The organism is Geodermatophilus nigrescens, assembly GCF_900129495.1.
GTDB lineage: Bacteria > Actinomycetota > Actinomycetes > Mycobacteriales > Geodermatophilaceae > Geodermatophilus > Geodermatophilus nigrescens.
In genome coordinates, this window is sequence record NZ_FQVX01000001.1 from 355,351 (window position 1) to 379,922 (window position 24,572).

The following is a 24,572-nucleotide window of genomic DNA, read 5'->3' on the forward strand; positions in this document are numbered from 1 at the left end:
GCGAGGCCGTCCTACCTCGCCGCCCCGGACGAGCCGCCCGGCGGGAGCAGCGGCAGGCCGTCGGGCGGGCCCTCCTCGAGCAGCCGCCACAGCGCCGCGGTGTCGGCGTGCTCGGCCACCAGGTCGCCGAGGGCGTCGAGCCGCTGCTCGCGGACCGCGGCGAACGAGGTGTCCGGGGCCGGCACGAACCGCCGGCCCGCCGCCCGCGCCACCTCGGCCAGGAAGGCGCGGCGGAAGCCGTCGTTCTCCAGCGCGCCGTGCCAGGTGGTGCCCCACACCGCGCCGGCGCGACCGCCGTCGAGGAACGGCTCGGCCCCGTCCGCGTAGGTGACGACGCCGTGGTGGATCTCGTAGCCGCGCACCGGGTGCCCGAGGGCCTCGCCGGACGGGCGGCCGAGCGTCTTCTCCCGCGCGAAGGAGACGTCGGCCGGCAGGAGCCCCAGCCCGGCCACGGTGCCCGCCCGCGACTCGACGTCGTCGGTGATCGTGCGGGCGAGCATCTGGTGCCCGCCGCAGATGCCGAGCACCGGCCGGCCCTCCGCGGCGCGGCGGCCGACCGCCTCGGCCAGCCCGGTGGCGCGCAGCCACGCCAGGTCGGACACGGTCGCCCGGGTGCCGGGCAGCACCACCAGGTCGGCGTCGGCGAGCTCCTCGGGCCGGGTGGCGTAGCGGACCAGCACGCCCGGCTCGGCGGCCAGCGCGTCGAGGTCGGTGAAGTTCGACAGCCGCGGCAGCCGGGCCACCGAGACGCGCAGCACCTCCTCGCCGTGCGGCGGCCCGGCCGAGGAGACGCCGGTGGGCACGCCGAGGGAGTCCTCGACGTCGAGGGCGGCGCCGGGCAGCCACGGCAGCACGCCGAGCGTCGGCCGGCCGGTGAGCGCGGTCAGCCGGTCGAGGCCGGGGCGCAGGAGGCGCACGTCGCCGCGGAACTTGTTCACGAGGAAGCCGGCCACCAGCCGCTGGTCGGCGGGCGGCATGAGCGCGACCGTGCCGTACAGCGCGGGGAACACCCCGCCGCGGTCGATGTCGCCGACCACGACGACGGGCAGGCCGGCCGCGGTGGCCAGGCCCATGTTCGCGATGTCGTCGGCGCGCAGGTTGATCTCGGTGGGGGAGCCCGCGCCCTCGCACACCACGACGTCGAAGCGCGACCGCAGGTCGGCGAGGCTGGCCAGCACCTGCTCGAGCAGCGCGGCCTTCATCGGCCGGTAGGACAGCGCGGTCACCTCGGCCACCGGCCGGCCCAGGACGACGACCTGGCTGGCGTCGTCGCCGCCGGGCTTGAGCAGCACCGGGTTCATCGCGGCCTCGGGCTCCACCCCGGCGGCCTGCGCCTGCATGACCTGCGCCCGGCCGATCTCCGCGCCGTCGGCGGTGACCATGGAGTTGTTGCTCATGTTCTGCGCCTTGAAGGGCGCGACGCGCACGCCCTGGCGGGCCAGCCAGCGGCAGATGCCCGCCGTGACCACCGACTTGCCGGCGTCCGACGTCGTCCCGGCGACGAGCAGGGCCCCGCTCATGCGGCCGGCTGCCCCCAGCCGGCCTTCTCCTGCCCGGACAGGTCGGCGATCGCCTCCATGATCCGGTCGGTGACCTCGCGGCGCGGGCGGCCCTTGGCGGCCTGACCGCGGTGCTCGGGGAACTCGAGCGCCGCCCCGAAGGTGATCGACACCCGGTGCGGGCGCGGCCAGCGGGAGTCGACCGGCTGCACGCGGTCGGTCCCGGCGACGGCCACCGGGACGACGGGGCAGTCGGCCGTCAGCGCCAGCCAGGCGACGCCGGTCTTCCCGCGTGCCAGGCGGCCGTCGCGCGAGCGGGTGCCCTCCGGGTAGATGCCGAAGCCCTCGCCGCGGCGCAGCACGCCGAGCGCGGTGTCGAGGGCCTCCTGCGCCGCGCGGGAGGTCTCCCGCTCGACCGGCATGGCCCCCAGCGCCGTGAACAGGGTGCGGGTGAGCCAGCCACCGGGCCCGGAGCGGGTGAAGTACTCGGCCTTGGCCAGGTAGTGCACCCGCCGCGGGGACGCCAGCGGGATGGCGATGCTGTCGATGAAGGACAGGTGGTTGCTCGCGATGATGAACGGCCCGTCGTCCGGGACGTGGGCCCGGCCGCTCACGCGCGGCCGGAACAGCAGCCAGAACAGCGGCTTGAGCACGAACCGCGCGACGAGGTAGAACACGCCGCCCCCTCCCTCGTGGCGTCCCGGCACCGGCCACCGGGACCCGGGGCATCCTCCCCTGCCGCGGGGGAGGCGACCGCGGCAGGGGAGGGTGCGTCGGGGGAGGAACGGGCCGGCGCGGTCCTAGCCGCCCGGGTGACCGGCGGCGCCCGGCGGGCAGGCGTCGCGCAGGATCTCGCGCACCTGCGGGGACAGCGGGCGGCCGCCCGACGCCGAGGCGACCAGGTCCAGCGCGACGTCGCGGACCTTGCGGTGCACGTGGCTGGAGATGTGCGCCAGCAGGTCGAAGGCAGGCTGCTCCCCGCAGCCGGTGAGCAGCATCAGCACGCCCTTGGCCTGCTCGATGGGCGCCCGGCTGGTCATCGCGGTGCGCAGCTGGGCGAGCTCGGTCTCGAGCTCCAGCACCCGGTCCACGGCCGCGGGGCCGGGGGCGCCGGCGCCCACGGCGGGGTTGTCGACGACGAGGCCCTCGACGCCGGCCACCCGCCCCTCGCCGTCGAGGCGTGGCTCGCCGAGCAGCACCACGGTGCGCTGGGCGGTCCCGGGCAGGCGCAGCCGCACGGACAGGCAGAACGCCTGGCCGGCGGTGACCGCCGCGGACAGCGCGTCGATGGTGCGGGGCCGGTCGTCGGGGTGCTGGGCGGCCACGAGCACCTCGGTGCTCGGCGTGGCGCCCGAGGGCGGGAGCCCGTGGAGGACGCACATCTCCTCCGACCACTGCCACTCGCCGGTGGCGCGGTCGTAGCGCCAGCGCGCGGCGACCCGGGTGCGGCGGGAGACCAGGGGGGAGGGCGCCGGCGGGCGGGGCAGCGGCGGTGCGGCCGTCCGCGGGGGACGGGGGTGGGTCCGGACAGGGCGAGGCTGTGTCGAGGTCATGACCAACTCCGTCGGGCACCCCGGCGTCGGCCGGGGAGAGCGCCGCGCAGCCGCTTGTTCGACCACCTGCGGAAGAGCCGGGACGAGGTCCCGGCCGCTCGGGACACCCCGGACGGTAGACCCGGTGCGCACGGCGCGCACCCGCACCGGACGGGCGCGTCCGTTTCGCCTCACACCACCGTGACGGGCCGCGCCGGATGGCGCGCGACCGGCCCCCCGGCCAGGGCGGAGTCGACGGCGGCGAGGGTGGCGACGGCGGTGCGCAGCCGGGCCGGCGGCAGCGTGAACGGCAGCCGCAGGTGGTCGTCGAAGGCGGTGCCGGTGCCGAAGGCGCGCCCCTCGGCGAGGAGTAGGCCCAGCGGGGCCGCGGCGGCCGCGAGGGCGGCGGAGCTGCGGCCCGGCGGCAGCGTGCACCACGCCGACAGCCCGCCGGACGGGCGCGGGACGGTCCAGTGCGGCAGCCGCGCGGCGGCCTCGGCGAGGAGCACCTCGCGGCGCTCCCGCAGCAGCTGCCGGCGCCCGGCCAGCACCGGGTCGAGGTCGCGCACGAGCGCGGCGGCGGCGAGCTGGTCGAGCGGGCCGACCGACAGCTGCCGGCGGCCCAGCGCGGCGCCGAGCGAGGCGGCCAGCGCGGCGTCGGTGCGCAGCCAGCCGATGCGCAGCCCGCCCCACACCGACTTCGACAGGCCACCGACGGTCACCGTCGCGGCGTCCGGCAGCCCGGCGGCGTAGGGCGGCAGCGGGCCGGCGTCGTCGTCGAGCCACAGCTCGGCGGTGACCTCGTCGACGATGGCGAGCACACCCTGCTGCCAGAGCGTGGCGGCCAGCCGCCGGCGGCCGGCGGCCGACAGCCGCGCGCCGCTGGGGTTGGAGAAGTCGGGCATGAGGAAGGCCAGCCGCGGGCTGCTCTGCCGGGTGGCCAGGTGTGCCGCGCCGACGACGGCGTCGGGGTCGCGGGCGTCGACCGCGACCGGCACGCACCGCCCCCCGGCGGCGGTGACCAGCTGGACCGCGCCCGGGTAGGTGGGGTGCTCGACGAGCACGCGGTCACCGGGCTGCAGCAGCACCTCCACGACGAGCGCGGTGGCGTCGCCGGTGCCGGCGGTGACCACCACCTGGTCGGGGTCGGTGGGCAGGCCGCGGGCGGTGTACCGGTCGGCGATGGCGGCGCGCAGCTCGGGCAGGCCGCTCGGCGCGTAGCCGTGCCCGGCGACCACTCCCGGCAGCCGGGCGAGCGCGCGCTCGTAGGCGGGCACCAGCTGGGGCGCCGCCTCGGGGGCGGCGTGGGCGAGGTCGAGCACCTCGGGGTCCGTCGTCGGCGCGGACCACACGGCGTCGACGGGCGGCGTCTCGACGACGGTGCCCGCGCCGTGCCGCGTGCTCACCGCGCCCTCCTCGCGCAGCAGCCGGTAGGCCGAGGCGACGGTCACCCGGCTCACGCCCAGCGCCGCGGCGAGGTCGCGCTCGGCCGGCAGGCGGGTGCCCGGCGGCAGCTGCCCGAGCGCCACCAGCTCGCGGACCCGGCGCGCCAGCCCGGCGTAGCGCGGGCCCGGCAGGTCGGTCAGCGGGCCGACGAGACCCGCCAACTCGGCGGGAGTGGACTGCTCGGTCCCCGGTGGCATGCAGGCCACCATGCCGGATTGGACCGCTCCGGTCCAGTGGCGACGGTGCCACTGTTCCCCCATGACCTCGAGTGCAGTCCTCCTGCTGCTGTTCCTGCTGGCTCTCGGCGCCCTGTCGGTGACCACGCTCGTCGTCGCCGTGCGCGGCGGCCGCGGTCCCGCCGACCCGCCGCGCAGCCACCCCCGCCTCGACCCGGCGGGCTTCCCGGTGACCTCCGGGGCGCGCGGCGCCCTGCACGGGCGCGGGCCGCTGACCCGGCCTCAGCCGCGCCGGGCGGCCCTGCTCGCCACGGCGAGGGCCGCCGCGGCCAGCCACACCGCCCGCGACAGGCGCACCGCCCGGCCGACGTCGCTGCTCTCCGGCGCGCGGCCGTCGCCGAGCACCGGCCGGTCCTCGACCCGGCTGCCGTAGACGTTGCGCCCGCCCAGCCGCAGCCCCAGGGCGCCGGCCGCCGCGGCCTCGCAGCGGCCGGCGTTCGGGCTGGGGTGGGCGGCGCCGTCGCGCCACCAGGTGCGCAGCGCCTCCCGCGGCGACCCGCCGGCGAGCGGGGCCACGGCCACGGTGAGCGCGGCGGTGAGCCGGGCGGGCAGCCAGTTGGCGACGTCGTCGGCCCGCGCGGCGGCCCAGCCGAAGCGGGCGTACCGCGGCGAGCGGTGGCCGACCATCGCGTCGAGGGTGTTGACCGCGCGGTAGCCGAGCAGCCCGGGCAGGCCCGCGAGTGCGCCCCACACCAGCGGCGCGACGGCGGCGTCGGAGGTGTTCTCCGCGACCGACTCCACGGTGGCGCGGGCCAGCTCACCGGCGTCGAGGGACGAGGGGTCGCGGCCGGCCAGCGTGGGCAGCAGCGCCCGGGCCCCGGGCAGGTCGCCGGCCTCCAGGGCGCCGGCCATCGCGGCCGCCGCCCGGCCGAGCGACGTGCCGCCGAGCACCGTCCACGTGGTGGCGGCGACCGCCGCGGTGCGCAGCACCGGCCGCCCGGCCGTGGCCCGGTCGGCCGCCGCGCCCAGGCCCGCGGCGCCGGCGACCAGCACCAGCGCGTGGGCGGCGCCCGCCGGCCGCGCGTCGCGCCACACCCGCCGCTCCAGCGCCGCGGCGAGCGAGCCGAACGCGGCCACCGGGTGCCGCCGGGCCGGGTCGGCCAGCAGCAGGTCCGCGGCCGCGCCGAGTGCCAGGCCTGCGGCGGTGGGGACGTCTCTGCGGAGCGGCACGGCGACCATCCTGCCCAGGCCGCTTCCTAGGATCGCGGCCATGCGCCTGCCCGGCCGTTACGACGGCGTCGCCCGGCCGATCGTCACCTACGGCAGCAACGAGGTGCTGCACCGCCCGACCGTCCCGGTCACCGGGTTCGACGAGCGGCTGCGCCGGCTCGTGCTCGACATGTTCGCCTCGATGCGCGAGGCCGACGGCGTGGGCCTGGCGGCCAACCAGATCGGCGTCGACGCGCGGGTCTTCGTGATCGACTGCCCGGACGCCGCGGGCGAGGACGTCGTCGGGTACGTGGTCAACCCGGAGCTCACGGTGCTGCCCCCGGCCGACGGCGAGCCCGCCGAGGAGGTCACCGAGGAGGGCTGCCTGTCGGTGCCCGGCCCCTACGCCGAGCTGGCCCGGGCCTTCCGCGCCCGCGTCGACGGCGTCGACGTGAAGGGGAAGCCGGTCACCATCGAGGCCACCGGCATGGCCGCGCGGTGCCTGCAGCACGAGGTCGACCACCTCGACGGCGTCGTCTACGTCGACCGGCTGCCGGAGGACCTGCGCGAGCGGCTGCTGGCCGAGGCGGCCGGGCCCGAGGGCGAGCTGCCGGCGTGAGCGAGACCGTGCCGGCCGCCCCGGTCGTCGTCGTCGGCATCGGCGCCGACGGCTGGGACGGGCTGGCCCCCACCTCCCGCGCCGAGGTCGAGCGGGCCGAGGTGCTGTTCGGCAGCGCCCGGCAGCTGGACCTGGTCCCCGACGAGGTCGCCGCCGAGCGGGTGCCCTGGCCCTCGCCGCTCACCGAGGCGCTGCCCGGGCTGGTCGAGGAGCACGCCGGCCGGGCGGTCGTCGTGCTGGCCAGCGGCGACCCGATGCTCTCGGGCATCGGCACCACGCTGACCCGGCTGCTCGGCGCCGAGCGGGTGCGGGTGCTGCCGGCGCCGTCGTCGGTGTCGCTGGCCTGCGCCCGGCTGGGCTGGGCGGTGGAGGACACCGAGGTGGTCAGCCTGGTCGGGCGGCCGCTGGAGCTGCTGCACCCGCACGTGCAGCCCGGGCGGCGGCTGCTGGTGCTCGGGTCCGACGGCGAGACGCCCGCCCAGGTGGCCGCGCTGCTGGCCGGCCGCGGCTACGGCCAGAGCCTGGTCACGGTGCTCGGCGGGCTCGGCGGCCCCGACGAGGAGGTGCGCACCGGCACCGCGGCCACCTGGTCGCAGCCGGCGCCCGCGCTCGTCGTCACCGCCGTCGAGTGCCGGGCCGACCGCGGCACCATGCCGCTGCCCACCACGCCCGGCCTGCCCGACGGCGCCTACGAGTCCGACGGGCAGCTCACCCGGGCCGAGGTGCGCGCGGTGACGCTGTCGCGGCTGGCCGCGGTGCCCGGGCAGCTGCTGTGGGACGTCGGCGCCGGGTCGGGGTCGATCGGCATCGAGTGGATGCGCGCGCACCCCACCTGCCGCGCGGTCGCCGTCGAGGCCTCCGAGGAGCGCGCCGAGCGGATCGCGCGCAACGCCGCGCGCCTCGGCGTCCCCTACCTGCGGGTGGTGCACGGCCACGCGCCGGAGGTGCTCACCCGGCTCGGTGCCCCCGACGCGGTGTTCATCGGCGGCGGGCTGACGACGCCGCTGCTGGTGGAGACGTGCTGGGACGCGCTCCCGCCGGGCGGGCGGATGGTGGCCAACGCCGTCACGGTGGAGAGCGAGGCGGTGCTCGCGCAGTGGCACGCGAAGGTCGGCGGCGATCTCGTGCGCGTGGAGGTCTCGCGCGCCGAGCCGGTCGGCTCGTTCACCGGCTGGAAGCCGGCGATGCCCGTGACGATCTGGTCGGTGACCCGCTGGTGAGGGCCAAGAGCGCTACAAAGGCCCTGTCATGACCGTGTTCTTCATCGGGGCGGGGCCCGGCGCCGCCGACCTGGTCACCCTCCGGGCGGCGCGGATCATCGCGCGCGCCCCCGTCTGCCTCTACGCCGGTGCGCTGGTGCCCCGCGAGCTGCTCGACTCCGCTCCGCCCGGCGCCCGGCTGGTCGACACCGCCGACCTGGATCTCGACCGGATCACCGCCGAGCTGGTCGCCGCGCACGAGGCCGGCCACGACGTCGCCCGGCTGCACTCCGGCGACCCGTCGGTCTACAGCGCCATGGCCGAGCAGATGCGCCGGCTCGACGCCGCGGGCGTCCCCTACGACGTCGTCCCCGGCGTGCCCGCGTTCGCCGCCGCGGCCGCGTCGCTCAAGCGGGAGCTGACCGTGCCCGGCGTCGGGCAGACCGTCGTCCTCACCCGCACCAGCGCCCGCTCGACGCCGATGCCGCCGGGGGAGGAGCTCGCCGCGTACGCCGCCACCGGCGCCACGCTCGTGCTGCACCTGGCCGTGCAGCGGATGGCCGAGCTCGCGCCGCTGCTGGCCGAGCACTACGGGGCCGACGGCCCGGTCGCCGTCGTCGCCCGGGCCAGCCGCGACGACGAGCTCGTGCTGCGCGGCACGCTCGCCGACATCGCCGGGCAGGTCGAGGCGGCGGGGGTCCGGCGGACGGCGGTCGTCGTCGTCGGCCCGGTGCTCACCGCGGGGGAGTTCCCCGACAGCCACCTCTACTCGACGACGAGATGCCGCTAGCCGCGCCCGACCACCGCGCCCGCACGGTCGATCACCACGACGTCGACCGCGACGGGCGCCCCGCGCAGCACCCCCAGCGCCGTCTCCCGGGCGCCGGCGGCCACCAGGTCGCCCAGCGGCAGCCCGGCCGCCTGGCACTGCCGCAGCGCGTCGAGCGCGGTGTTCGCCCCGCGCACGCCCGCGACGAGCTCCGGCGACCCGCCCGCGGCGGCCACCCGCGCGGCGAGGGAGTCGAAGGACACCTGCGAGCGGCCGGAGTGCAGGTCGAGGTGGCCGTCGGCGAGCTTGGCCAGCTTGCCGATGCCGCCGGCCACGGTCAGCCGCGGCACCGGGTGGCGGCGCAGGTACTTGAGCACGGCGCCCGCGAAGTCGCCCATGTCGAGCAGCGCGTCCTCGGGCAGGCCGTGGAGCTCCTGCACCGTCCTCTCGCTGGTGGAGCCGGTGCACCCGGCCACGTGCTCCCGCCCGGCGGCCCGGGCGACGTCGATGCCGCGGCGGATCGAGTCGATCCACGAGGAGCAGGAGTACGGGACGACGACGCCGGTCGTGCCGAGCACCGACAGCCCGCCGAGGATGCCCAGCCGCGGGTTCCACGTCCTCCGCGCGAGCTCCGCGCCGTTCTCGATGGACACCTCGACGACGACGTCGCCGCTGCCGCCGTGCCGCGCCGCCACCGCCGCGACGTGCTCGCCCATGAATTGCCGCGGCATCGGGTTGATCGCGGGCTCGCCGACCGCCAGTGGCAGCCCGGGCTTGGTCACCGTGCCCACGCCCTCGCCGGCCCGGAACACCACCCCGCGGCCCGGCTCGCCGTGGGTCACCCGCACGCTCACCAGCGCGCCGTGGGTGACGTCGGGGTCGTCGCCGGCGTCCTTGACGATCCCGGCGGTGGCCGCCCCGGGCTCCAGCGACTCGCGGGCCAGCGCGAAGGCCGGGTGCCGGTCGTTCGGCAGGTCGATGGTCACCGGGTCGGGGAACTCGCCGGTGAGCAGCGCGGTGTAGGCCGCGGTGGTGGCCGCCGTCGCGCACGCGCCGGTGGTCCAGCCGTGCCGCAGCCCGGAGGCGCCGTCCCTGCTCACCGCCCCATGATCCCCGGGCGGGCAGCATGAGCGGACAGGGGCGTGAGCATCGCAGCGAGGAACGAGCGAGGAGCGGAGCGCCCCGCGGGAGCGGGAAGGCATCGTGAGCGGGCAGGTGCTGGTGCTCGGCGGCACGGGAGAGGCCCGGCGGCTGGCCGCGGCGCTGGTGGCCGGCGGCGTCGACGTCCTGTCCAGCCTCGCCGGGCGGGTGGCAGACCCGGTGCTGCCCGAGGGCGACGTGCGGGTGGGCGGGTTCGGCGGGGCCGACGGGCTGGCCGAGTGGCTGGCGACGCACCGGCCGCGCGCCGTCGTCGACGCCACCCACCCGTTCGCCGCCCGCATCACCGCCTCCGCGGCGGCCGCCGCGGTGCGCTCCGGCACCCCGCTGCTCAGGCTGCAGCGCCCGGGCTGGACGCCGGGACCGGGGGACCGCTGGACGTACGTCGACTCGCTCGCCGACGCCGCCGCGGCGGTCTCCGGCGCCGGCACCGTGTTCCTCACCACCGGGCGGCAGGGCGTCGGCGCCTTCGCGGTGCTGCCCGGGCGGGTGCTGGTGCGCGCCGTCGACCCGCCCGACGAGCCGCTGCCGGCCGGCGCGGTGCTGTTGCTGGCGCGCGGCCCGTTCACCGAGGACGAGGAGACGGCGCTGATGCGCGAGCACGGCGTCGACGTCGTCGTCACCAAGGACTCCGGCGGGTCGATGACCGAGGCCAAGCTGGATGCGGCGCGCCGGCTCGGGCTGCCCGTGGTGCTGGTCCGCCGCCCGCCGCTGCCCCGGGGCGTGGCGGTGGTGACCACCGTCGAGGAGGCGGTGGGGTGGGTAAATGCGTTGAGACCGGTCGGTGCCGGAACGCAGGATGGTCCCTCGTGGAACCGATGACCGAGCAGCAGGTGCGGCGCTCCTTCGTGAACTGCTCGAAGGGCGAGGCGAACTCCGCCACGCTGCCGCGCGACCTCGGCGACCTGCCGTGGGGCACCCTCGACGTGCTCGGCTGGCGCGACCCGAAGGCGCCGCTGCGCGGCTACCTCGTCGTCCAGCGGGAGGGCCGGCCGGTGGGCATCGCGCTGCGCGCCGCGGAGTCGCGGATGTCGGCCCGCCGGACGGTCATGTGCCTGCTCTGCCGCTCGACGCAGCCCGGCGACGCCGTCTCGCTGTTCACCGCCCGCCGCGCCGGGGAGGCCGGCCGCAACGGCAACACCGTGGGCACCTACGTCTGCGCCGACCTGGGCTGCGCCGCCCGCGTCCGCACCGACATCCCGCCGTGGCTGCGCGAGCGCGACCCGGCCGAGGTGGGCGAGGAGCTCGCCGCCGAGCTGCGCCATCGGGTGGAGGAGTTCCTCGCCGCCGTGCTCCGGTAATCGGGTCGAGCGCCGGCCCCGGCCGGTGCCACCATCCGCGGCGTGGAGTCGATCGCGGAGCCGGCGTTCCTGCTGGCCGTCCTGCTGATCGCCGTGTCCCCGGGGCCGGCGGTGGCGCTGATCCTGCGCCGCGCCGCGGTCGGCGGGTTCCGCGCCGCCGTCCCGACGGTCCTCGGCCTCGAGGCGGGGCTGTACGCCTGGGCGCTGCTGGCCGCGGCCGGGGTCGCGGGCCTCGTGGCCGCCTCCGAGGCCGCGTTCTGGGTGCTCAGGGGCGTCGGCGCCGTCGTCCTGGTCTGGCTCGGGGTGCAGGCGCTGCGGGCGGCCTGGCGGGAGCACCGGGCCGGCCGGGCGGCGGCCGGTGCCGGCCCGGGGCCGCGCCGCGGCGGGTGGGCCGCGTTCGGCGAGGGCGTGCTGGTGCAGCTGGCCAACCCGAAGGCCGCCGTCTTCATGGTCGCCTTCTACCCGCAGTTCGTGCCCGCCGACCGGCCGCTGTTCGCCACCACGGCGCTGCTCGCGCTGGTGCAGGTGGCGCTGGAGACCGTCCTGTACCTGTCGCTGGCGGCCGGGGTCGCGCGGGCCGGGGCGTGGTTCCGGCGGCCGCGGGTGCGCACCTGGCTCGAGGGCGTGAGCGGCACGGTGCTGGTGGCGCTGGGGCTGCGCGTCGCCGTCTCGAGCCGCTGACCGGTCCTGTCGGCACCGCCGGGCAGGCTGCCGCCATGACCGGCACGCAGCGGCACCACGCCATCGACTACGTCGAGCTCCCCGTGACCGACCTGGCCGCCGCCGAGCGCTTCTACGGCGAGGCGTTCGGCTGGCGGTTCACCTCCTACGGCCCGGCGTACTCGGGCATCCGCGGCGACGGCGACACGGAGGTCGGCGGCCTGCGGCTGGCCGACCGGACGGCCCCCGGCGGCCCGCTGGTGCTGCTGTTCTCCGCCGACCTCAACGCCTCCGCCGAGGCCGTGACCCGCGCCGGCGGCCGGGTCGTGGAGGGCCCCTACGCCTTCCCCGGCGGGCGGCGGTTCACCTTCGCCGACCCGGCGGGCAACGTGCTGGGCGTGTGGGCCACCGCCTGAGCCGTTCCCCGACGGGCGGCCGGCCCCGGGGTCAGCCGCCCGGGGACGGTCAGCCGGCGTACGGGGCGGCCACGTCGAGGATCCAGGTGACGCCGAACCGGTCGGTGAGCATCCCCGACGCCGGCGCCCACGCCGACGGACCGTAGGCCTCGATCACGGCGGCGCCGACGACCAGCCGGTCCCACAGCTCCTGCACCTCCTCGACCGTCCCGCCGCGGACGGAGAGGAAGAAGGGCTCGTCGGTGAGCGTCGTGCCGTTCTCCCGCCGCGCGCGGGGGGTCGCCGTCCCCGGCGCGGCCGGCGGCCGGCCCGGGACGTCGTAGGCCATGACGGAGAAGCCGTCCGCGCCCACGACCTGGCCGAAGACGACGAGGTCCGCGCCGGGCAGGTCCCGCGGCATGCCGGCGTCGCCGTAGGTGACGGCGACGACCTGACCGCCGAACACGGACGCGTAGAAGTCCAGCGCCGCGCGGGCCTGGCCGGAGAAGTTGAGGTGGGCGACGGTCTGCACGGTCACGGGTGCTCCTGGTCTCGGTGCCGCCGGCGTCTCCGGCGACGAGGACCACTCTGTCGGCGGTACAGGTCAGGGAACGGCCGGTTCTCCCGGCAGGATGGACGGCGTGCCGACGACCTCCGCCCCCGCTGCCTCCGGGCGCCTGCTCGCCCTGCTGTCGCTCCTGCAGGCGCGCCGCGACTGGCCCGGACCGGTGCTGCGCGAGCGGCTGGGGGTCAGCGAGCGCACCCTGCGCCGCGACGTCGACCGGCTGCGGGAGCTCGGCTACCCCGTGCGGGCGGTCCGCGGGCCCGACGGCGGCTACCGGCTCGACGCCGGGTCGCGGCTGCCGCCCCTGCTGTTCGACGACGAGCAGGCGGTCGCGCTGGCCGTGGCGCTGCGGGCCGCCGTCGTCAGCGGGGCCGCGGTCGGGGAGGCGGCGGTGCGGGCGCTGGCCACGCTCGGGCAGGTGCTGCCCGCGCGGCTGCGCGGCCGGGTGGAGGGCTTCGAGGCGACGGTCGTCGCCCGCGCCGACGCGCCCGCCGACCCGCAGGTGCTCCTGGCGATCAGCGCCGCCGTCCGCGCCCGGGAGGAGCTCCGCTTCGACCACGGCGCCCCCGCCGACGGGGAGCTGCGCCCGCCCCGGCAGGTGCAGCCGCACGCCCTCGTCGCGCGCGCCGGCCGCTGGTACCTCGTCGCCTGGGACCCCGGCCGCGGCGACTGGCGGTCGTTCCGCGCCGACCGCATCCGCCTGCGCATGCCGAACGGGCCCCGCTTCGTGCCGCGGGAGGTCCCCGGCGGCGACGCCGGCGCGTGGCTGTCGGCCCGCCTCAGGGGCTCCGCCGGGCCCGACGCCTGGCCGTGCCGCGGCGAGGTGCTGCTGGACCTTCCGGCCGCCGACGTCGTCCCGTTCGTGGGCGACGGCACGGTCGAGCCGGCCGGGGAGGACCGCTGCCGGGTGCGCCTGGGCTCGTGGTCGTGGACGGGTCTCGCGGCGTCGCTCGCGCGGTTCGACGCCGACGTCGAGGTGGTCGGCCCGCCGGAGCTGCGTGACGCCTTCGCCGCCCTGGCCGCCCGCGCGGCCCGCGCCGCCGGCGGCCCGGACATGCGGAACGAGGAAGTGCGCCTGCGGGCGCATCGGCGCGGGCGGTGACCTGTCGTCGCGCTCAGCGAGCTGCCAGGCTCCGAGTGTGACCGAGAGCCAGACCAGGTCCTCGCGGACGGGCTCCTGGGACCGGCCGGCGACCTGGAAGGCGTTCGCCCTGGTCGCCGGGTACCTCGTGTTCTACGTGGCCGTCTCGCAGGTGGTCGGCCTGCTGGCCGGCGACCGGATCGACGACGAGAACGTGGTGGCCGACCCCGGGAGCACCTTCTTCGCGCTGGTGCTGCCCATCGGGATCGGCGCCCTGGCTCTCCTCGCGTTCACCTGGCGGGTGGGGTGGCTCCCGGCCGTGTTCGGGCGCCAGCCCGTCGCCGGCCGGCGGTGGATGTGGATCGCCCCGGTGCTGGTCCTCGCCGTGGTCGTGGGGCACGCCGGTGCCGTCGACCGGGACGGCTGGACCGGCGGGGAGATCGCGGTGCTGGCGCTGCTGGGCGTCTGCATCGGCGTCGCGGAGGAGCTGGCCACCCGCGGGCTGGCGGTGGAGATGCTGCGCGACGCCGGGCACGGCGAGCGCTTCGTCGCGGTCGTGTCCTCGCTGCTGTTCGCGCTCATGCACCTGGTCAACCTCATCCAGGGCATGGAGCTGCGGACCGTCCTCGCGACGGTGGGCTACACCTTCTGCTTCGGCATGTGCATGTACCTGGCGATGCGGGTCACCGGCACGATCTGGACCGCGATCGTCCTGCACGGCCTCACCGACCCGACGACGATCCTCGCCACCGGCGGCGTCGACGAGGCGGTCGGCGCGCAGACCGCCTCCGGCTGGTCGACGCTGGCCTCGGTCGGCACCTTCGCGTTCATGGCCTTCGCGCTCGTCGCCGTCTTCCTGGTCCGCGGCCGGGCCGGCGAGCGCACCGGGAGCGCCTCCCCGGCCTGACCCGGCCGTCGGGGACCATCCCGGGGTGCAGCCCGCCGCGACCCCGCTCGTCCTGTTCGACCTCGACGGCACCCTCGTCGACTCCACGCCCGGCATCTGGGACTCGGTCCGGGTCGCGGCCGCGGGGCTGGGCCTCCCGGAGCCGACGCCCGCGCAGCTGCGCGCGATGGTCGGCCCGCCGCTGCAGGACGGCTTCGCCACGGTGTTCGGCCTGCGCGGCGCCGACGTCGACCGCGCCGTGACGGCGTACCGGGCGCACTACTCGGCCGGCGCGCTGCTCGACGTCGCGGTGTACGACGGGGTCCCGGGCCTGCTGCGCGACCTGCGCGCGGGCGGCGCGGTGCTCGCCGTCGCCACCAGCAAGCCGCAGCCCTTCGCCGTCCGGGTGCTGTCGCACGTCGGACTGCTGCGCGCGTTCGCGAGCGTGCACGGCGCCACCCTCGACGGCGCGGTCCGGCACAAGGACCAGGTGGTCGCCGCGGCGCTGGCCGCCCATCCCGCCGCGCGTCCCGTGGCGCTGGTCGGCGACCGCGAGCACGACGTCCTCGGCGCGGCCGCGCACGGGCTGCCGTGCGTGGGCGCCGGGTGGGGACCGGGCGGCCCGGCGGAGCTGACCGCCGCGGGCGCGGCCGCCGTCGCCGCCCTCCCGGGGGACGTCCCGGCCGCGCTGGCCGCCCTCGACGGGTAGCCGGCCCCCCGCCGGGCTACGTATCGGACGTGACCGGACCCGTGCTGCTGACCGACGCGCTCCAGGAGGTGCGCGACGCGGTCGCCGCCGCGCCCCTGGAGCTGGCCACGCCGGGCCGGGAGACGACGGCGCGCACGGCGCGGGCGGTGGTCGACCAGGTCGACGACTACCTGCTGCCCCGGCTGCGCGACCTCGACGCGCCGCTGCTCGCCGTCGTCGGCGGGTCCACCGGCGCGGGCAAGTCCACGCTGGTCAACAGCGTGCTCGGCGCCCGGGTGACCGTCCCCGGCGTGCTGCGCCCGACCACGCGCGCCCCCGTGCTGGTCTGCTCACCGGCCGACGTCGCGGCGTTCTCCGGCGACCGCGTGCTGCCCGGGCTGCCGCGCACCACCGGCGAGGGCGACGTCAGCGGCGGGATCCGGCTGGTGCCGAGCGACGCGCTGCCCGCCGGGCTGGCGCTCATCGACGCGCCCGACGTCGACTCGGTGGTGGAGGCCAACCGGGACCTCGCCGGCCAGCTGCTGTCGGCGGCCGACCTGTGGGTGTTCGTGACGACGGCGGCCCGCTACGCCGACGCCGTCCCGTGGGACCTGCTGCGCACGGCGCAGGAGCGGGGCACCGCGCTGGCCGTCGTCCTGGACCGCACGCCGCCGGAGGCGGTGACCGAGGTGGCCGCCGACCTCGCCGGGATGCTGCAGCGCGGCGGGCTCGGGACGGCGCGGCTGTTCGTGGTGGAGGAGCGGCCGCTGCGCGACGGGTTCCTGCCCGAGGACCAGGTGGCGCCGCTGCGCGACTGGCTGCGCGGGCTGGCCGCCGACCAGGAGCAGCGCGCCGCCGTCGTCCGGCAGACGCTGGCCGGCGCCCTGGAGAGCCTCGACGGGCGGGTGGCCGCGGTCGCCGCCGGCGTCGACGAGCAGGCCGGGGCCGCCGCGGCGCTGGCCGACGCCGCAGACGCCGCCTACGACGGCGCCCGCGACGCGGTGGGGGAGGGCGTGGGCAACGGCAGCCTGCTGCGCGGCGAGGTGCTGGCCCGCTGGCAGGACTTCGTGGGCACCGGCGAGTGGATGCGCTCGCTGCAGAACCGGGTGGGCCGGCTGCGCGACCGGCTGGGCGCCGCGCTCACCGGCCGGCCGTCGACGGCGGACTCGTTGTCGGGCGCGCTGGAGTCCGGCGTCGAGACGCTGCTGCGGGCGGAGGCCGACCGGGCCGCCGAGCGCACCGTGACCGCGTGGCGCTCGCTGCCCGGCGGCGGGGCGCTGGTGGCCGGCCACGAGGAGGCGCTGGGGTCGGCCTCGCCGGACCTGGCGCCGGCCGCCGCCGAGGAGGTCCGCGACTGGCAGGGGTACGTGCTGGAGCTGGTGCGGGAGCAGGGCGCGGGCAAGCGCTCGCAGGCGCGGCTGCTGTCCTGGGGGATCAACGGCGCCGGCGCGGTGGTGATGGTCGCCGTCTTCGCCTCGACGGCGGGGCTGTCGGGCGCCGAGCTGGCCATCGCCGGCGGCACGACGGCGGTCGGGCAGCGGGTGCTCGAGGCGGTGTTCGGCGACGCCGCGGTGCGGGAGCTGGCCGCCCGCGCCCGCGAGGACCTCGACGCCCGCGCCGACCGGCTGCTGCGCGGCGAGCAGGACCGCTTCGACGAGCTGCTGGCGCCGGTGTCCGACGCCCCCGACGCGGCGGGGCGGCTGCGCGCCGCCGTCGCCGCGCTGGCCGCCGCGCGGAGGTCGGCGTGAGGGCGCGGGAGCTGGCGCTGCCCGACCGGCTGGCGGCGCTGCGCGAGGCGGTCGAGGTCGCCGAGGGGCGCCTGGAGGTGCCGGAGGTGGGCACCGCGCGGGCGCTGCTGGCGAAGGCCGGGGCCCGCGAGGCGCTGGGCGACGCCACCGTCGTCGCCCTGGCCGGGGCCACCGGCAGCGGCAAGTCCACGCTGTTCAACGCGCTGTCCGGGGCGCAGGTGAGCACCCCGGGCGTGCGGCGGCCGACCACCGGCGTCGCGCACGCCAGCGTGTGGGGGGAGCCCTCCTCCGACGCGCACGGCGCGGACCGGCTGCTCGACTGGCTGGAGGTGCCGCGGCGGCACCGCGTGGCCGACCCCGACCCGGCGCTGGACGGCATGGTGCTGCTCGACCTGCCCGACCACGACAGCGTGCGGCTGGAGAACCGGCTGGAGGTCGACCGGCTGGTGCAGCTCGTCGACGTCCTCGTGTGGGTGCTCGACCCGCAGAAGTACGCCGACGACGCCGTGCACACCCGCTACCTCGCGCCGCTGGCCGGGCACTCCGGCGTGCTGCTGGTGGTGCTCAACCAGGTCGACCGGCTCGACGAGGCGGCCGCGGCCGCCTGCCTGGCCGACCTGCGCCGGCTGCTCGACGAGGAGGGCCTCGCCGGGGTGCCGGTGCTCCCCACGGCCGCGCCGAGCGGCCTGGGGCTGCCGCAGTTGCGCGCGGAGCTCGCCCGCCGGGTGTCGGCGCGGAAGGCGGCCACCGACCGCCTCACCGCCGACGCGCGGGCGGCCGCGGGCGCGCTGGCCGCGCACTGCACCCCCGACGCCGGGCGCGACCGCGGGCCGGGGCGGGCGGCCCGCGAGGAGCTGACCGGCGCGCTGGCCGACGCCGCGGGCGTGCCGGCCGTGGTGGCCGCCGTCGAGCGGTCGGCCCGGCGCAGCGGGACCGCGCACACCGGCTGGCCGCTGCTGCGATGGACCCGCAAGCTGCGCGCCGACCCGCTCGACCGGCTGCACCTCGGCGACGAGCGGGCCCGGACGTCGCTGCCGCAGGCCGGCGCGGTGCAGCGGGCCGGCATGGACGCCGCCCTCCGGCAGGCCCGCGACGACGCCGGCCGCGGGCTGCCCCCGGCCTGGCGCGACGAGCTGCGCCGCACCTCCGACGACACCGGCGGGCGGCTGCCCGACCGGCTCGACCGCGCCGTCGCCGGCACCGACCTCGGCTCCGACCGGGTGCCGCTGTGGCAGCGCGGGGTGGGCGGCCTGCAGTGGCTGCTCGCGCTCGTCGCGCTGGCCGGCGCGCTGTGGCTCGTCGGCCTCGTCGTCCTGGGGCTGCTGCAGCTCGACGACGTCGTCCCGCTGCCCCGGGTGCAGGGCATCCCGCTGCCCACGCTGCTGCTCGGGCTCGGCCTGCTCGCCGGGCTGCTGCTGGCGCTGGTGTGCCGGCCGCTGGTGGCCGCGGGCGCCCGCAGACGGGCGCGCACGGCGCGCCGCCGGCTCACCGCCCGGGTGGCCGAGGTGGCCGACGACGAGGTGCTGGCACCGCTGGCCGAGACGCGCGCCGAGCACGAGCGGTTCTGCGCCGCGGTCGGTCGCGCACGATCCTGATGTGTGACACCTGCCCGCGTCTGGGCAGGTGGGGAGCATGACCGAGTCCGCGTCCCCCCGTGCCCTGGCCCTGATCTGCAGCCTCAAGCCGTCCCCCGCGCCGTCGTCCAGCGAGCTCATGGCCCGCCAGGTCCTCGACGCGCTCGGGGAGCACGGCTTCACCTCCGACGTCGTCCGCGTCGTCGACCACGACGTGAAGCCCGGCGTGGAGGTGGACATGGGGGAGGGCGACGCCTGGCCCGCCATCCGCGAGCGGATGATGGCCGCCGACGTCCTGGTGGTCTCGACGCCGACCTGGGTCGGCCACATGAGCAGCGTCGCCCAGCGGGTGCTCGAGCGCCTCGACGGCGAGCTGTCGGAGACCGACGACTCGGGCCGCCCGCTGGTCACCGGCAAGGTCGCGGTGGCGTGCGTGGTGGGCAACGAGGACGGCGCCCACAAGATCACCGCGGACCTGTTCCAGGGCCTCAACGACATCGGCTTCACGATCCCCGCCCAGGGCGCCGTCTACTGGAACGACGAGGCGATGGGCAGCCGCGACTACAACGACCTCGAGGAGACCCCCGAGGCGGTCGCGTCGACGACGAAGACGCTCGCGGAGAACGCCGCCCACCTGGCGCAGGCGCTGAAGGCGCAGCCCTACCCGGGGCGCTGACAGCGTGCGCGGACGTGCACCTCTCGTACACGGGACTGCACGTCCGCGCACACCGTCGCCCTCGCGTCAGGCGGCCAGCGGCTCCGACGGCTCGTCGGCGGGGGCCGCGGCGGGCGCGCGGCGGTGTGAGAGCCGCAGCCCGAGCGCGGCGCCCAGCGCCAGCACGATGACGACGGCGCCGTAGACCTCCGCGGTCGCCCGCAGGCCCACCGGGCCGGACACGATCCCCGCGACGATCGCCGGGATGCTGAAGGCCAGGTAGCCGACGACGAACACGCTCGACAGCAGGCCCGCGCGGGAACCAGGCGCGACGCCGGCGGTCACCGTGGCCACCGCGCCGAGGAACGCGGCGCCGAAGCCGAGCCCGGCCAGGCCCGAGGCGACGAAGAACAGCCACAGGGAGCCGGTGGCCAGCGCGACGAGCAGGCCGCCGACCGCGACGGCGAACACCAGGCAGCCGCCGCCCATCGCCCGGCGCGGCGCGAGGTCGCGGGCCAGCACGCCGCCGACCGCGGCCGCACCCTGCATGCAGAGGATGAGCAGGCTGCCGGCGAGGTGGCCGCTCGCGCCGAAGACCCCGGCGGTCAGCGACGGGCCGAGGGAGAGCACCAGCCCGCCCATCGCCCACAGCGCCACCAGGCAGGGCACCGCGACGGCGAAGGCCCGGCGCTGCGGGCGCGGCACCTCCACGCGCGGCCGCAGCGAGGCCAGCGCGCCGGGCACCCGCGGCGAGGTCTCCGGCAGCAGCCGGGCCAGGCCCGCGCCGAGCACGAAGACGACGGTCAGCACCCCGAACACCCACGGCGTCGGCTCGGCCAGGCCCTCGATGGCGAGCCCCGCGCCCATCGCGCCGAGCGCCAGCCCGAGGCCGGGGGAGACGCTGTTGAGCAGGGCACCCAGCGGCCGCGCCGAGGGCCGCTGCAGGTCCAGCAGGGTCGCGCCGAGCGCGCCGGTCAGCGCCCCGGTGGACAGCCCCTGCAGCGTGCGCGCCACGAGCAGCCAGCCCACGCCGTCGGCGGCGAGGAACACCGCCATCGCGACGGCCTGCAGCAGCAGCCCGGCGGCGAGCACCGGCCGCCGTCCCACGTGGTCGGACAGGCTGCCGACGACGAGCAGCGCGCCCAGCAGCGCGAACGCGTAGATGCCGAACACCAGCGTCAGCAGCCCGGCGCCGAAGCCGAACTCCTCCTGGTAGACCCGGTACAGCGGTGACGGGACGCCCGAGGCGGCCAGCACCACCACGAGCAGCCCGGCCACCGACCAGAAGGCGGCGGAGCGGGAGAGGCGGGGCACGTTCCGCTGCAAGTCATGAGCCTATTGAGCTATTCCTGCAACGGCTGCTCGACTGGCCGCTGCTCGTCGGTTGCCTGTGGCCTTAGCCGTCCGTGCCGCATGCCGCGACGCGCCATCGAGATACTTCCCTCACACTGGGGGGGGCACCGAGCTGCACACGCCGCTTAGGCGGGGCTCCGGAAGCGATATGTGCCGCTCACTGGTCTCGATTGGGAGGGCTTGAGTGCTTTTAGCAGGATTTGGGATAAGTGGTTACAGATCTTTCGGTGCGGACATGACCTACTTCAGCGACCTAGCGACTATCACGCTCCTGGCCGGGCAGAATAATTCCGGTAAATCCAATACTCTACGCTTTATACGAGACTTCCTGCGGAGGGATCCGGAGCCGCTCGGAGCGCTCGATGTGCCTCGCGGAGATGAGAATGAAGAACTGGGCATAGCGACGCGCATGTCCATCGCCTTTCGCTTCGACGACGACGTCGTATCTAAACTCATGGGTAAAGCTGGCAGCAATCCTCGCAACATATCAATTGTCCGCCGCCTGCTGCGCGCCACGGGCAAGGGATTGCCCGGCGAGGGAGACGGTGTTGCCTGGTTCGTATACAAGAAGCTTCCGGGGGCTCCTAAGTGGGATTTCGACGACGAGTGGTTCAACGCCCTATTGGGACTCACCAACCCCAGTTCTAGGGAGCTTCGGGATGTCGTTCTTGAGGGATCGGGCCATGTCACTGGCCCGCCTTCGGACGTGCTCTTGGAGGTTATTCAACCCTTTGATCCGCTAAAGACGCTGCCGCCGGTCAGGGTTATTGAGGCGTTCCGGCAAATCCGACACGACTCCAATACTCGTGAATTCACGCCGGAGGGTTCTGACCTTGTTGAGACCCTCGCTCGTTATGAACAGTCGGGACCGACGCGACGAGCTGACAGAAGGAAGTTCGATGCGGTGAACGGATTCCTTCGCCGTGTACTTGAGGACGACTCAGCGACCCTGTCCGTCGCGCGCGATCCTGATCTACTGCTGGTCCAGCAAGCCGGGCGTCACCTTCCCTTGGAAAATCTAGGGACAGGGATCCACCAGGTGATCATCATGGCGGCTGTCGCAACGTTGTTCGAAGGACATGTCCTCGCTATTGAGGAGCCTGAAGTCCACCTACATCCTTTACTCCAAAGGAAGCTGGGGGTATATCTGTCCACTCAAGAGCAGAACCAATATGTGATTGCTACCCACTCCGCACATTTGTTCGACCTTCCTGCGTCGAGCACTTATCACCTTCGACTAACAGTCGAAGGGACGAGCGCTGTCCGCGCCGAGAGTCCGGCTGCCCTTAGTCGAATCTGTGCGGACTTAGGGTACCGGCCGTCGGACCTACTGCAAGCGAACTTTGTGATATGGGTTGAAGGGCCCAGTGATCGTATTTATATACGACATTGGATTGCCCAGGCGGACCGTCGACTTCTTGAGCATGTCCATTATTCCGTAATGTTCTACGGAGGACGCCTGCTCGCTCACCTATCTGCTCACGATGAGGATGTCGACGACTTTATTCGTCTCCACCGGCTGAATAGATCTATGGCTGTCGTCATTGACAGCGATAGACGCCAATCGACTGCAGGGATCAATTCCACCAAGGCTCGAGTCGTCGACGAATTGTCATCCGATCCGTCGTCCCTTGCGTGGGTTACGGACGGGCGCGAGATCGAGAACTACATACCGGCGGACATCTTTGCGGACGCGTTCAGTGAGGTCTCAGGTCGGGATGTTGCGACTCCGATCGGTCAGTTTGATCAAGCGGTCCCTCGAGGTCCTGGTGAACCGTTCATCGACAAGGTCAAGATCGCTCGACGAGTCGTTGAGGCCTGGGGCGAAGGGATCGTAGGGCAGCACGGCTTAGAGGCCAGGGTTGACGCCCTTACTGCACTGATTGTGAGCGCGAATGGCATGTTGCCAGTCGGCCACCCTCGCGACGGTCAGCCGGGGTAGCGGCGCGAGGTGAAGACCTGCCCGGACGGCGTCACCCGCGTCTGCGACGACCCGACGATCACCAGGCAGCGCATGTCGACCGTCTCCGGGTCGAGCTCGCCGAGCGTCGTCACGGTGACCCGCTCCTCCGGCCCGCCGACGTCGCGGCCGACGACCACCACGGTCTCCGGGTCGCGCACCTCGAGCAGCGTCTCGCGGGCCTTGCCGAGCTGGTCGGGGCGCGCCTTCGACCGCGGGTTGTAGACGGCGATCACCAGGTCGGCCGCGGCGGCGGCGCGCAGCCGGTCGAGGACGACGTCGAGGGGCTTGAGGACGTCGGAGAGGCTGATGACGGCGAAGTCGTGGCCCAGCGGCGCCCCGACGCGGGAGGCCACCGCCTGCGCGGCGGTCAGGCCGGGCAGCACGCGCACGCGCACGCCGGCGTGCTCGGGCTGCGCGGCCACCTCCAGCACCGCGGCGGCCATGGCGAAGACGCCGGGGTCGCCGCTGGAGACCACCGCCACCCGGCGGCCGGCGCGGGCCAGCTCGAGCGCGTGCGCGGCCCGCTGCGCCTCCACCCGGTTGTCGCTGGCGTGCCGCACCTGCCGCGGGTTGGTCGGCACGCGGTCCAGGTAGGGGCCGTAACCGACCAGGTCGTCGGCGGCGGCGACCGCGTCGGCGGCCTCCGGCGTCGTCCACCCGCGCGCGCCCGGGCCCAGGCCCACGACGACGACCTCGCCGGCGCGCACGGCCTCGTCGTCCGCCGGGGCGGGCGCGTTGCCCGGCCCGGTGAGCGGACTCGGCAGCAGGGCGAGGGAGAAGTAGGGGACCGTCTCCGGGTCGACGTCGGCCAGCGGCATCGTGCGCTGCCGGTCGGTGGTGGCCCGCTCCACGTAGAGCGCCCGGTCGAGCACGCCCGCGGCCTCGAACGCCTCGCGGACCTGGCCGAACGTGCGGCCGAGCTTCATCACCGCGGCGGAGTCGGTGGTGGCCAGCCACTCGGCGAGCTCGTCGGCGGGCAGCGTGCCGGGCAGCACGGTGAGCACCTCGTCGCGCTCGACCAGCGGCCGCCCGACGACGGCGGCGGCGCCGCTGACGCTGGTCACGCCGGGCACCACCTCGGTCGGGTACCGGTGCGCGAGCCGCTTGTGCATGTGCATGTAGGACCCGTAGAAGAACGGGTCGCCCTCGGCGAGCACGACGACGTCGCGGCCGGCGTCGAGGTGGGCGGCCAGCCGGGCGGCGGCGGCCTCGTAGAACTCGTCGATCGCGCCCTGGTAGCCGCCGGGGTGGTCGGTGCCCTCGGTGGTCACCGGGTAGACCAGCAGCTCCTCGACCTGGCCCGCGCGCAGGTAGGGCTCGGCGAGCGAGCGGGCCACCGAGCGGCCGTGCCGGGCGGCGTGGAAGGCGACGACGTTGGCCGCGCCGATGAGCCGGGCCGCCTTGACGGTGACCAGCTCGGGGTCGCCGGGGCCGAGCCCGACGCCGTACAGGCGCCCGCTCACTCGACGTCGCTCGCGATCGCGTTGACCGCCGCGGCGGTCATGGCGCTGCCGCCGCGCCGGCCGCGGACGACGAGGAACGGCAGGTCGGAGGCGGCCAGCGCCTCCTTGGACTCCGCCGCGCCGATGAAGCCGACCGGGACGCCGAGCACGGCGGCCGGGCGGGGCGCGCCCGCGGCGACCATCTCCAGCAGGTGGAACAGCGCGGTGGGGGCGTTGCCGATCGCCACGACGGCGCCGTCGAGGCGGTCGCGCCACAGCTCCAGCGCCGCCGCGGTGCGGGTGGTGCCGAGGTCGGCCGCCAGCGCCGGGACGCGCGGGTCGTTCAGCGTGCAGACGACGTCGTTGTCCTTGGGCAGGCGGCGCCGGGTGACGCCGGAGGCCACCATCTGCGCGTCGCACAGCACCGGCGCGCCGGCGTCGAGGGCGGCGCGGGCGCCGGCCACCACGCCGTCGCTGGCGAGCACGTCGGCCACGAGGTCGACCTGGCCGCAGGCGTGGATCATGCGCACGACCACCCGGGCGAGGTCCTCGGGCAGGCCGGCGAGGTCGGCCTCGGCGCGGATGGTCGCGAACGACTGCCGGTAGATCTCGGCGCCGTCCTTCTCGTACTCGTACATCGGGCAGGAGGCTACG

Annotated in this window: 24 protein-coding genes; 14 read left to right on the top strand and 10 right to left on the bottom strand. The window is 76.2% G+C overall.

Annotated features, from left to right (window positions below; genetic code table 11):
• Window positions 1–11 precede the first annotated feature (11 nt).
• The 5 genes from BUE37_RS01700 to BUE37_RS01720 form a co-directional block, all read right to left on the bottom strand.
• Entirely contained in the window at window positions 12–1,520 is a 1,509-nt protein-coding gene (locus BUE37_RS01700; protein ID WP_073418241.1) for a cobyric acid synthase, read from the bottom strand.
• Window positions 1,517–2,176, bottom strand: a complete 660-nt coding sequence (locus tag BUE37_RS01705) for a lysophospholipid acyltransferase family protein (protein ID WP_073418243.1) — start codon at window positions 2,174–2,176, stop codon at window positions 1,517–1,519. The genes BUE37_RS01700 and BUE37_RS01705 overlap by 4 nt, the downstream gene beginning before the upstream one ends.
• A gap of 123 nt (window positions 2,177–2,299) precedes the next feature.
• Entirely contained in the window at window positions 2,300–3,052 is a 753-nt protein-coding gene (locus BUE37_RS01710) for an ANTAR domain-containing protein (protein WP_073418245.1), read from the bottom strand.
• A gap of 170 nt (window positions 3,053–3,222) precedes the next feature.
• Window positions 3,223–4,674: a MocR-like transcription factor YczR gene (yczR, locus tag BUE37_RS01715; RefSeq protein ID WP_073419457.1), complete on the bottom strand. Its 1,452-nt coding sequence runs from the start codon at window positions 4,672–4,674 to the stop codon at window positions 3,223–3,225.
• A gap of 261 nt (window positions 4,675–4,935) precedes the next feature.
• Window positions 4,936–5,883, bottom strand: a complete 948-nt coding sequence (locus BUE37_RS01720) for a cobalamin biosynthesis protein (protein ID WP_245794236.1) — start codon at window positions 5,881–5,883, stop codon at window positions 4,936–4,938.
• 40 nt (window positions 5,884–5,923) lie between these two features.
• Here BUE37_RS01720 and def point away from each other — a divergent pair, with 40 nt between their 5' ends.
• From def to cobM, 3 genes are read left to right on the top strand one after another with little or no spacing between them, the layout of a single operon-like run.
• Window positions 5,924–6,481, top strand: coding sequence for a peptide deformylase (gene def / locus BUE37_RS01725; protein ID WP_073418249.1), 558 nt, complete (start codon window positions 5,924–5,926; stop codon window positions 6,479–6,481).
• Window positions 6,478–7,701 (top strand): precorrin-6y C5,15-methyltransferase (decarboxylating) subunit CbiE, encoded by a 1,224-nt coding sequence (gene cbiE, locus BUE37_RS01730; RefSeq protein ID WP_083628162.1) that lies wholly within the window; start codon window positions 6,478–6,480, stop codon window positions 7,699–7,701. Before def ends, cbiE begins: the two co-directional genes overlap by 4 nt.
• Before the next feature lie 28 nt (window positions 7,702–7,729).
• A complete protein-coding gene (cobM, locus tag BUE37_RS01735) occupies window positions 7,730–8,470 on the top strand; it encodes a precorrin-4 C(11)-methyltransferase (RefSeq protein WP_073418251.1) in 741 nt (246 codons plus the stop codon).
• Here cobM and BUE37_RS01740 read toward each other — a convergent pair.
• Window positions 8,467–9,549, bottom strand: a complete 1,083-nt coding sequence (locus tag BUE37_RS01740) for a cobalt-precorrin-5B (C(1))-methyltransferase (protein ID WP_073418253.1) — start codon at window positions 9,547–9,549, stop codon at window positions 8,467–8,469. The two genes, cobM and BUE37_RS01740, sit on opposite strands and share 4 nt — an antisense overlap.
• 103 nt (window positions 9,550–9,652) lie before the next feature.
• Here BUE37_RS01740 and BUE37_RS01745 point away from each other — a divergent pair, with 103 nt between their 5' ends.
• The 4 genes from BUE37_RS01745 to BUE37_RS01760 are packed head-to-tail and all read left to right on the top strand — an operon-like array spanning window position 9,653 to window position 11,984.
• The gene (locus BUE37_RS01745) at window positions 9,653–10,429 is read left to right on the top strand and encodes a cobalt-precorrin-6A reductase (protein WP_073418255.1); all 777 of its coding nucleotides are present in this window, start codon (window positions 9,653–9,655) and stop codon (window positions 10,427–10,429) included.
• The gene (locus BUE37_RS01750; RefSeq protein WP_073418257.1) at window positions 10,426–10,908 is read left to right on the top strand and encodes an FBP domain-containing protein; all 483 of its coding nucleotides are present in this window, start codon (window positions 10,426–10,428) and stop codon (window positions 10,906–10,908) included. The genes BUE37_RS01745 and BUE37_RS01750 overlap by 4 nt, the downstream gene beginning before the upstream one ends.
• A gap of 42 nt (window positions 10,909–10,950) precedes the next feature.
• Complete coding sequence (locus tag BUE37_RS01755) at window positions 10,951–11,589, top strand: LysE family translocator (protein ID WP_073418258.1); 639 nt, start codon at window positions 10,951–10,953, stop codon at window positions 11,587–11,589.
• A 35-nt stretch (window positions 11,590–11,624) separates the two neighbouring features.
• Complete coding sequence (locus BUE37_RS01760) at window positions 11,625–11,984, top strand: VOC family protein (protein WP_073418260.1); 360 nt, start codon at window positions 11,625–11,627, stop codon at window positions 11,982–11,984.
• Window positions 11,985–12,033: 49 nt separating this feature from the next.
• Here the strand turns inward: BUE37_RS01760 and BUE37_RS01765 are convergent, their stop codons facing one another.
• Window positions 12,034–12,501 carry a VOC family protein gene (locus tag BUE37_RS01765; RefSeq protein WP_073418261.1) on the bottom strand — a complete coding sequence of 156 codons (468 nt, stop codon included), beginning with the start codon at window positions 12,499–12,501 and terminating at the stop codon, window positions 12,034–12,036.
• A gap of 103 nt (window positions 12,502–12,604) precedes the next feature.
• Between BUE37_RS01765 and BUE37_RS01770 the strand changes: the two genes are divergently transcribed.
• Genes BUE37_RS01770 through BUE37_RS01795 form a run of 6 tightly spaced genes read left to right on the top strand, consistent with a single transcriptional unit; the run spans window position 12,605 to window position 19,181 of the window.
• Window positions 12,605–13,630 carry a helix-turn-helix transcriptional regulator gene (locus BUE37_RS01770; RefSeq protein ID WP_073419459.1) on the top strand — a complete coding sequence of 342 codons (1,026 nt, stop codon included), beginning with the start codon at window positions 12,605–12,607 and terminating at the stop codon, window positions 13,628–13,630.
• A 37-nt stretch (window positions 13,631–13,667) separates the two neighbouring features.
• Window positions 13,668–14,516: a CPBP family intramembrane glutamic endopeptidase gene (locus BUE37_RS01775; protein WP_073418263.1), complete on the top strand. Its 849-nt coding sequence runs from the start codon at window positions 13,668–13,670 to the stop codon at window positions 14,514–14,516.
• 25 nt (window positions 14,517–14,541) lie between these two features.
• A complete protein-coding gene (locus tag BUE37_RS01780; protein WP_073418265.1) occupies window positions 14,542–15,204 on the top strand; it encodes an HAD hydrolase-like protein in 663 nt (220 codons plus the stop codon).
• Window positions 15,205–15,233: 29 nt separating this feature from the next.
• Window positions 15,234–16,931, top strand: a complete 1,698-nt coding sequence (locus BUE37_RS01785) for a GTPase family protein (protein ID WP_073418267.1) — start codon at window positions 15,234–15,236, stop codon at window positions 16,929–16,931.
• A complete protein-coding gene (locus tag BUE37_RS01790; RefSeq protein WP_139252788.1) occupies window positions 16,928–18,526 on the top strand; it encodes a GTPase in 1,599 nt (532 codons plus the stop codon). The genes BUE37_RS01785 and BUE37_RS01790 overlap by 4 nt, the downstream gene beginning before the upstream one ends.
• A gap of 37 nt (window positions 18,527–18,563) precedes the next feature.
• Window positions 18,564–19,181: a flavodoxin family protein gene (locus tag BUE37_RS01795; protein WP_073418269.1), complete on the top strand. Its 618-nt coding sequence runs from the start codon at window positions 18,564–18,566 to the stop codon at window positions 19,179–19,181.
• Window positions 19,182–19,247: 66 nt separating this feature from the next.
• Here BUE37_RS01795 and BUE37_RS01800 read toward each other — a convergent pair whose 3' ends face one another.
• Window positions 19,248–20,486, bottom strand: a complete 1,239-nt coding sequence (locus tag BUE37_RS01800; RefSeq protein ID WP_245794237.1) for an MFS transporter — start codon at window positions 20,484–20,486, stop codon at window positions 19,248–19,250.
• A gap of 262 nt (window positions 20,487–20,748) precedes the next feature.
• On the opposite strand from BUE37_RS01800, the gene BUE37_RS22995 reads away from it, so the two are divergent.
• Window positions 20,749–22,455, top strand: a complete 1,707-nt coding sequence (locus tag BUE37_RS22995; RefSeq protein WP_083628164.1) for an AAA family ATPase — start codon at window positions 20,749–20,751, stop codon at window positions 22,453–22,455.
• Here BUE37_RS22995 and BUE37_RS01810 read toward each other — a convergent pair.
• Both BUE37_RS01810 and BUE37_RS01815 read right to left on the bottom strand, forming a co-directional pair.
• On the bottom strand, window positions 22,443–23,939 hold the full coding sequence (locus BUE37_RS01810) for a precorrin-2 C(20)-methyltransferase (protein ID WP_073418275.1): 1,497 nt from the start codon (window positions 23,937–23,939) through the stop codon (window positions 22,443–22,445). The genes BUE37_RS22995 and BUE37_RS01810 overlap by 13 nt on opposite strands.
• Window positions 23,936–24,556 carry a precorrin-8X methylmutase gene (locus BUE37_RS01815; RefSeq protein WP_073418277.1) on the bottom strand — a complete coding sequence of 207 codons (621 nt, stop codon included), beginning with the start codon at window positions 24,554–24,556 and terminating at the stop codon, window positions 23,936–23,938. The genes BUE37_RS01810 and BUE37_RS01815 overlap by 4 nt, the downstream gene beginning before the upstream one ends.
• Between the last annotated feature and the right edge of the window lie 16 nt (window positions 24,557–24,572).

Bases quoted from the DNA above. Each gene is read 5' to 3' on its own strand.
- BUE37_RS01815 (WP_073418277.1), bottom strand. From the start codon at position 24,556: ATGTACGAGTACGAGAAGGACGGCGCCGAGATCTACCGGCAGTCGTTC.
- cobM (WP_073418251.1), top strand. From the start codon at position 7,730: ATGACCGTGTTCTTCATCGGGGCGGGGCCCGGCGCCGCCGACCTGGTC.
- BUE37_RS01710 (WP_073418245.1), bottom strand. From the start codon at position 3,052: ATGACCTCGACACAGCCTCGCCCTGTCCGGACCCACCCCCGTCCCCCG.
- yczR (WP_073419457.1), bottom strand. From the start codon at position 4,674: ATGCCACCGGGGACCGAGCAGTCCACTCCCGCCGAGTTGGCGGGTCTC.
- BUE37_RS01700 (WP_073418241.1), bottom strand. From the start codon at position 1,520: ATGAGCGGGGCCCTGCTCGTCGCCGGGACGACGTCGGACGCCGGCAAG.
- BUE37_RS22995 (WP_083628164.1), top strand. From the start codon at position 20,749: ATGACCTACTTCAGCGACCTAGCGACTATCACGCTCCTGGCCGGGCAG.
- BUE37_RS01750 (WP_073418257.1), top strand. From the start codon at position 10,426: ATGACCGAGCAGCAGGTGCGGCGCTCCTTCGTGAACTGCTCGAAGGGC.
- BUE37_RS01760 (WP_073418260.1), top strand. From the start codon at position 11,625: ATGACCGGCACGCAGCGGCACCACGCCATCGACTACGTCGAGCTCCCC.
- BUE37_RS01795 (WP_073418269.1), top strand. From the start codon at position 18,564: ATGACCGAGTCCGCGTCCCCCCGTGCCCTGGCCCTGATCTGCAGCCTC.
- def (WP_073418249.1), top strand. From the start codon at position 5,924: ATGCGCCTGCCCGGCCGTTACGACGGCGTCGCCCGGCCGATCGTCACC.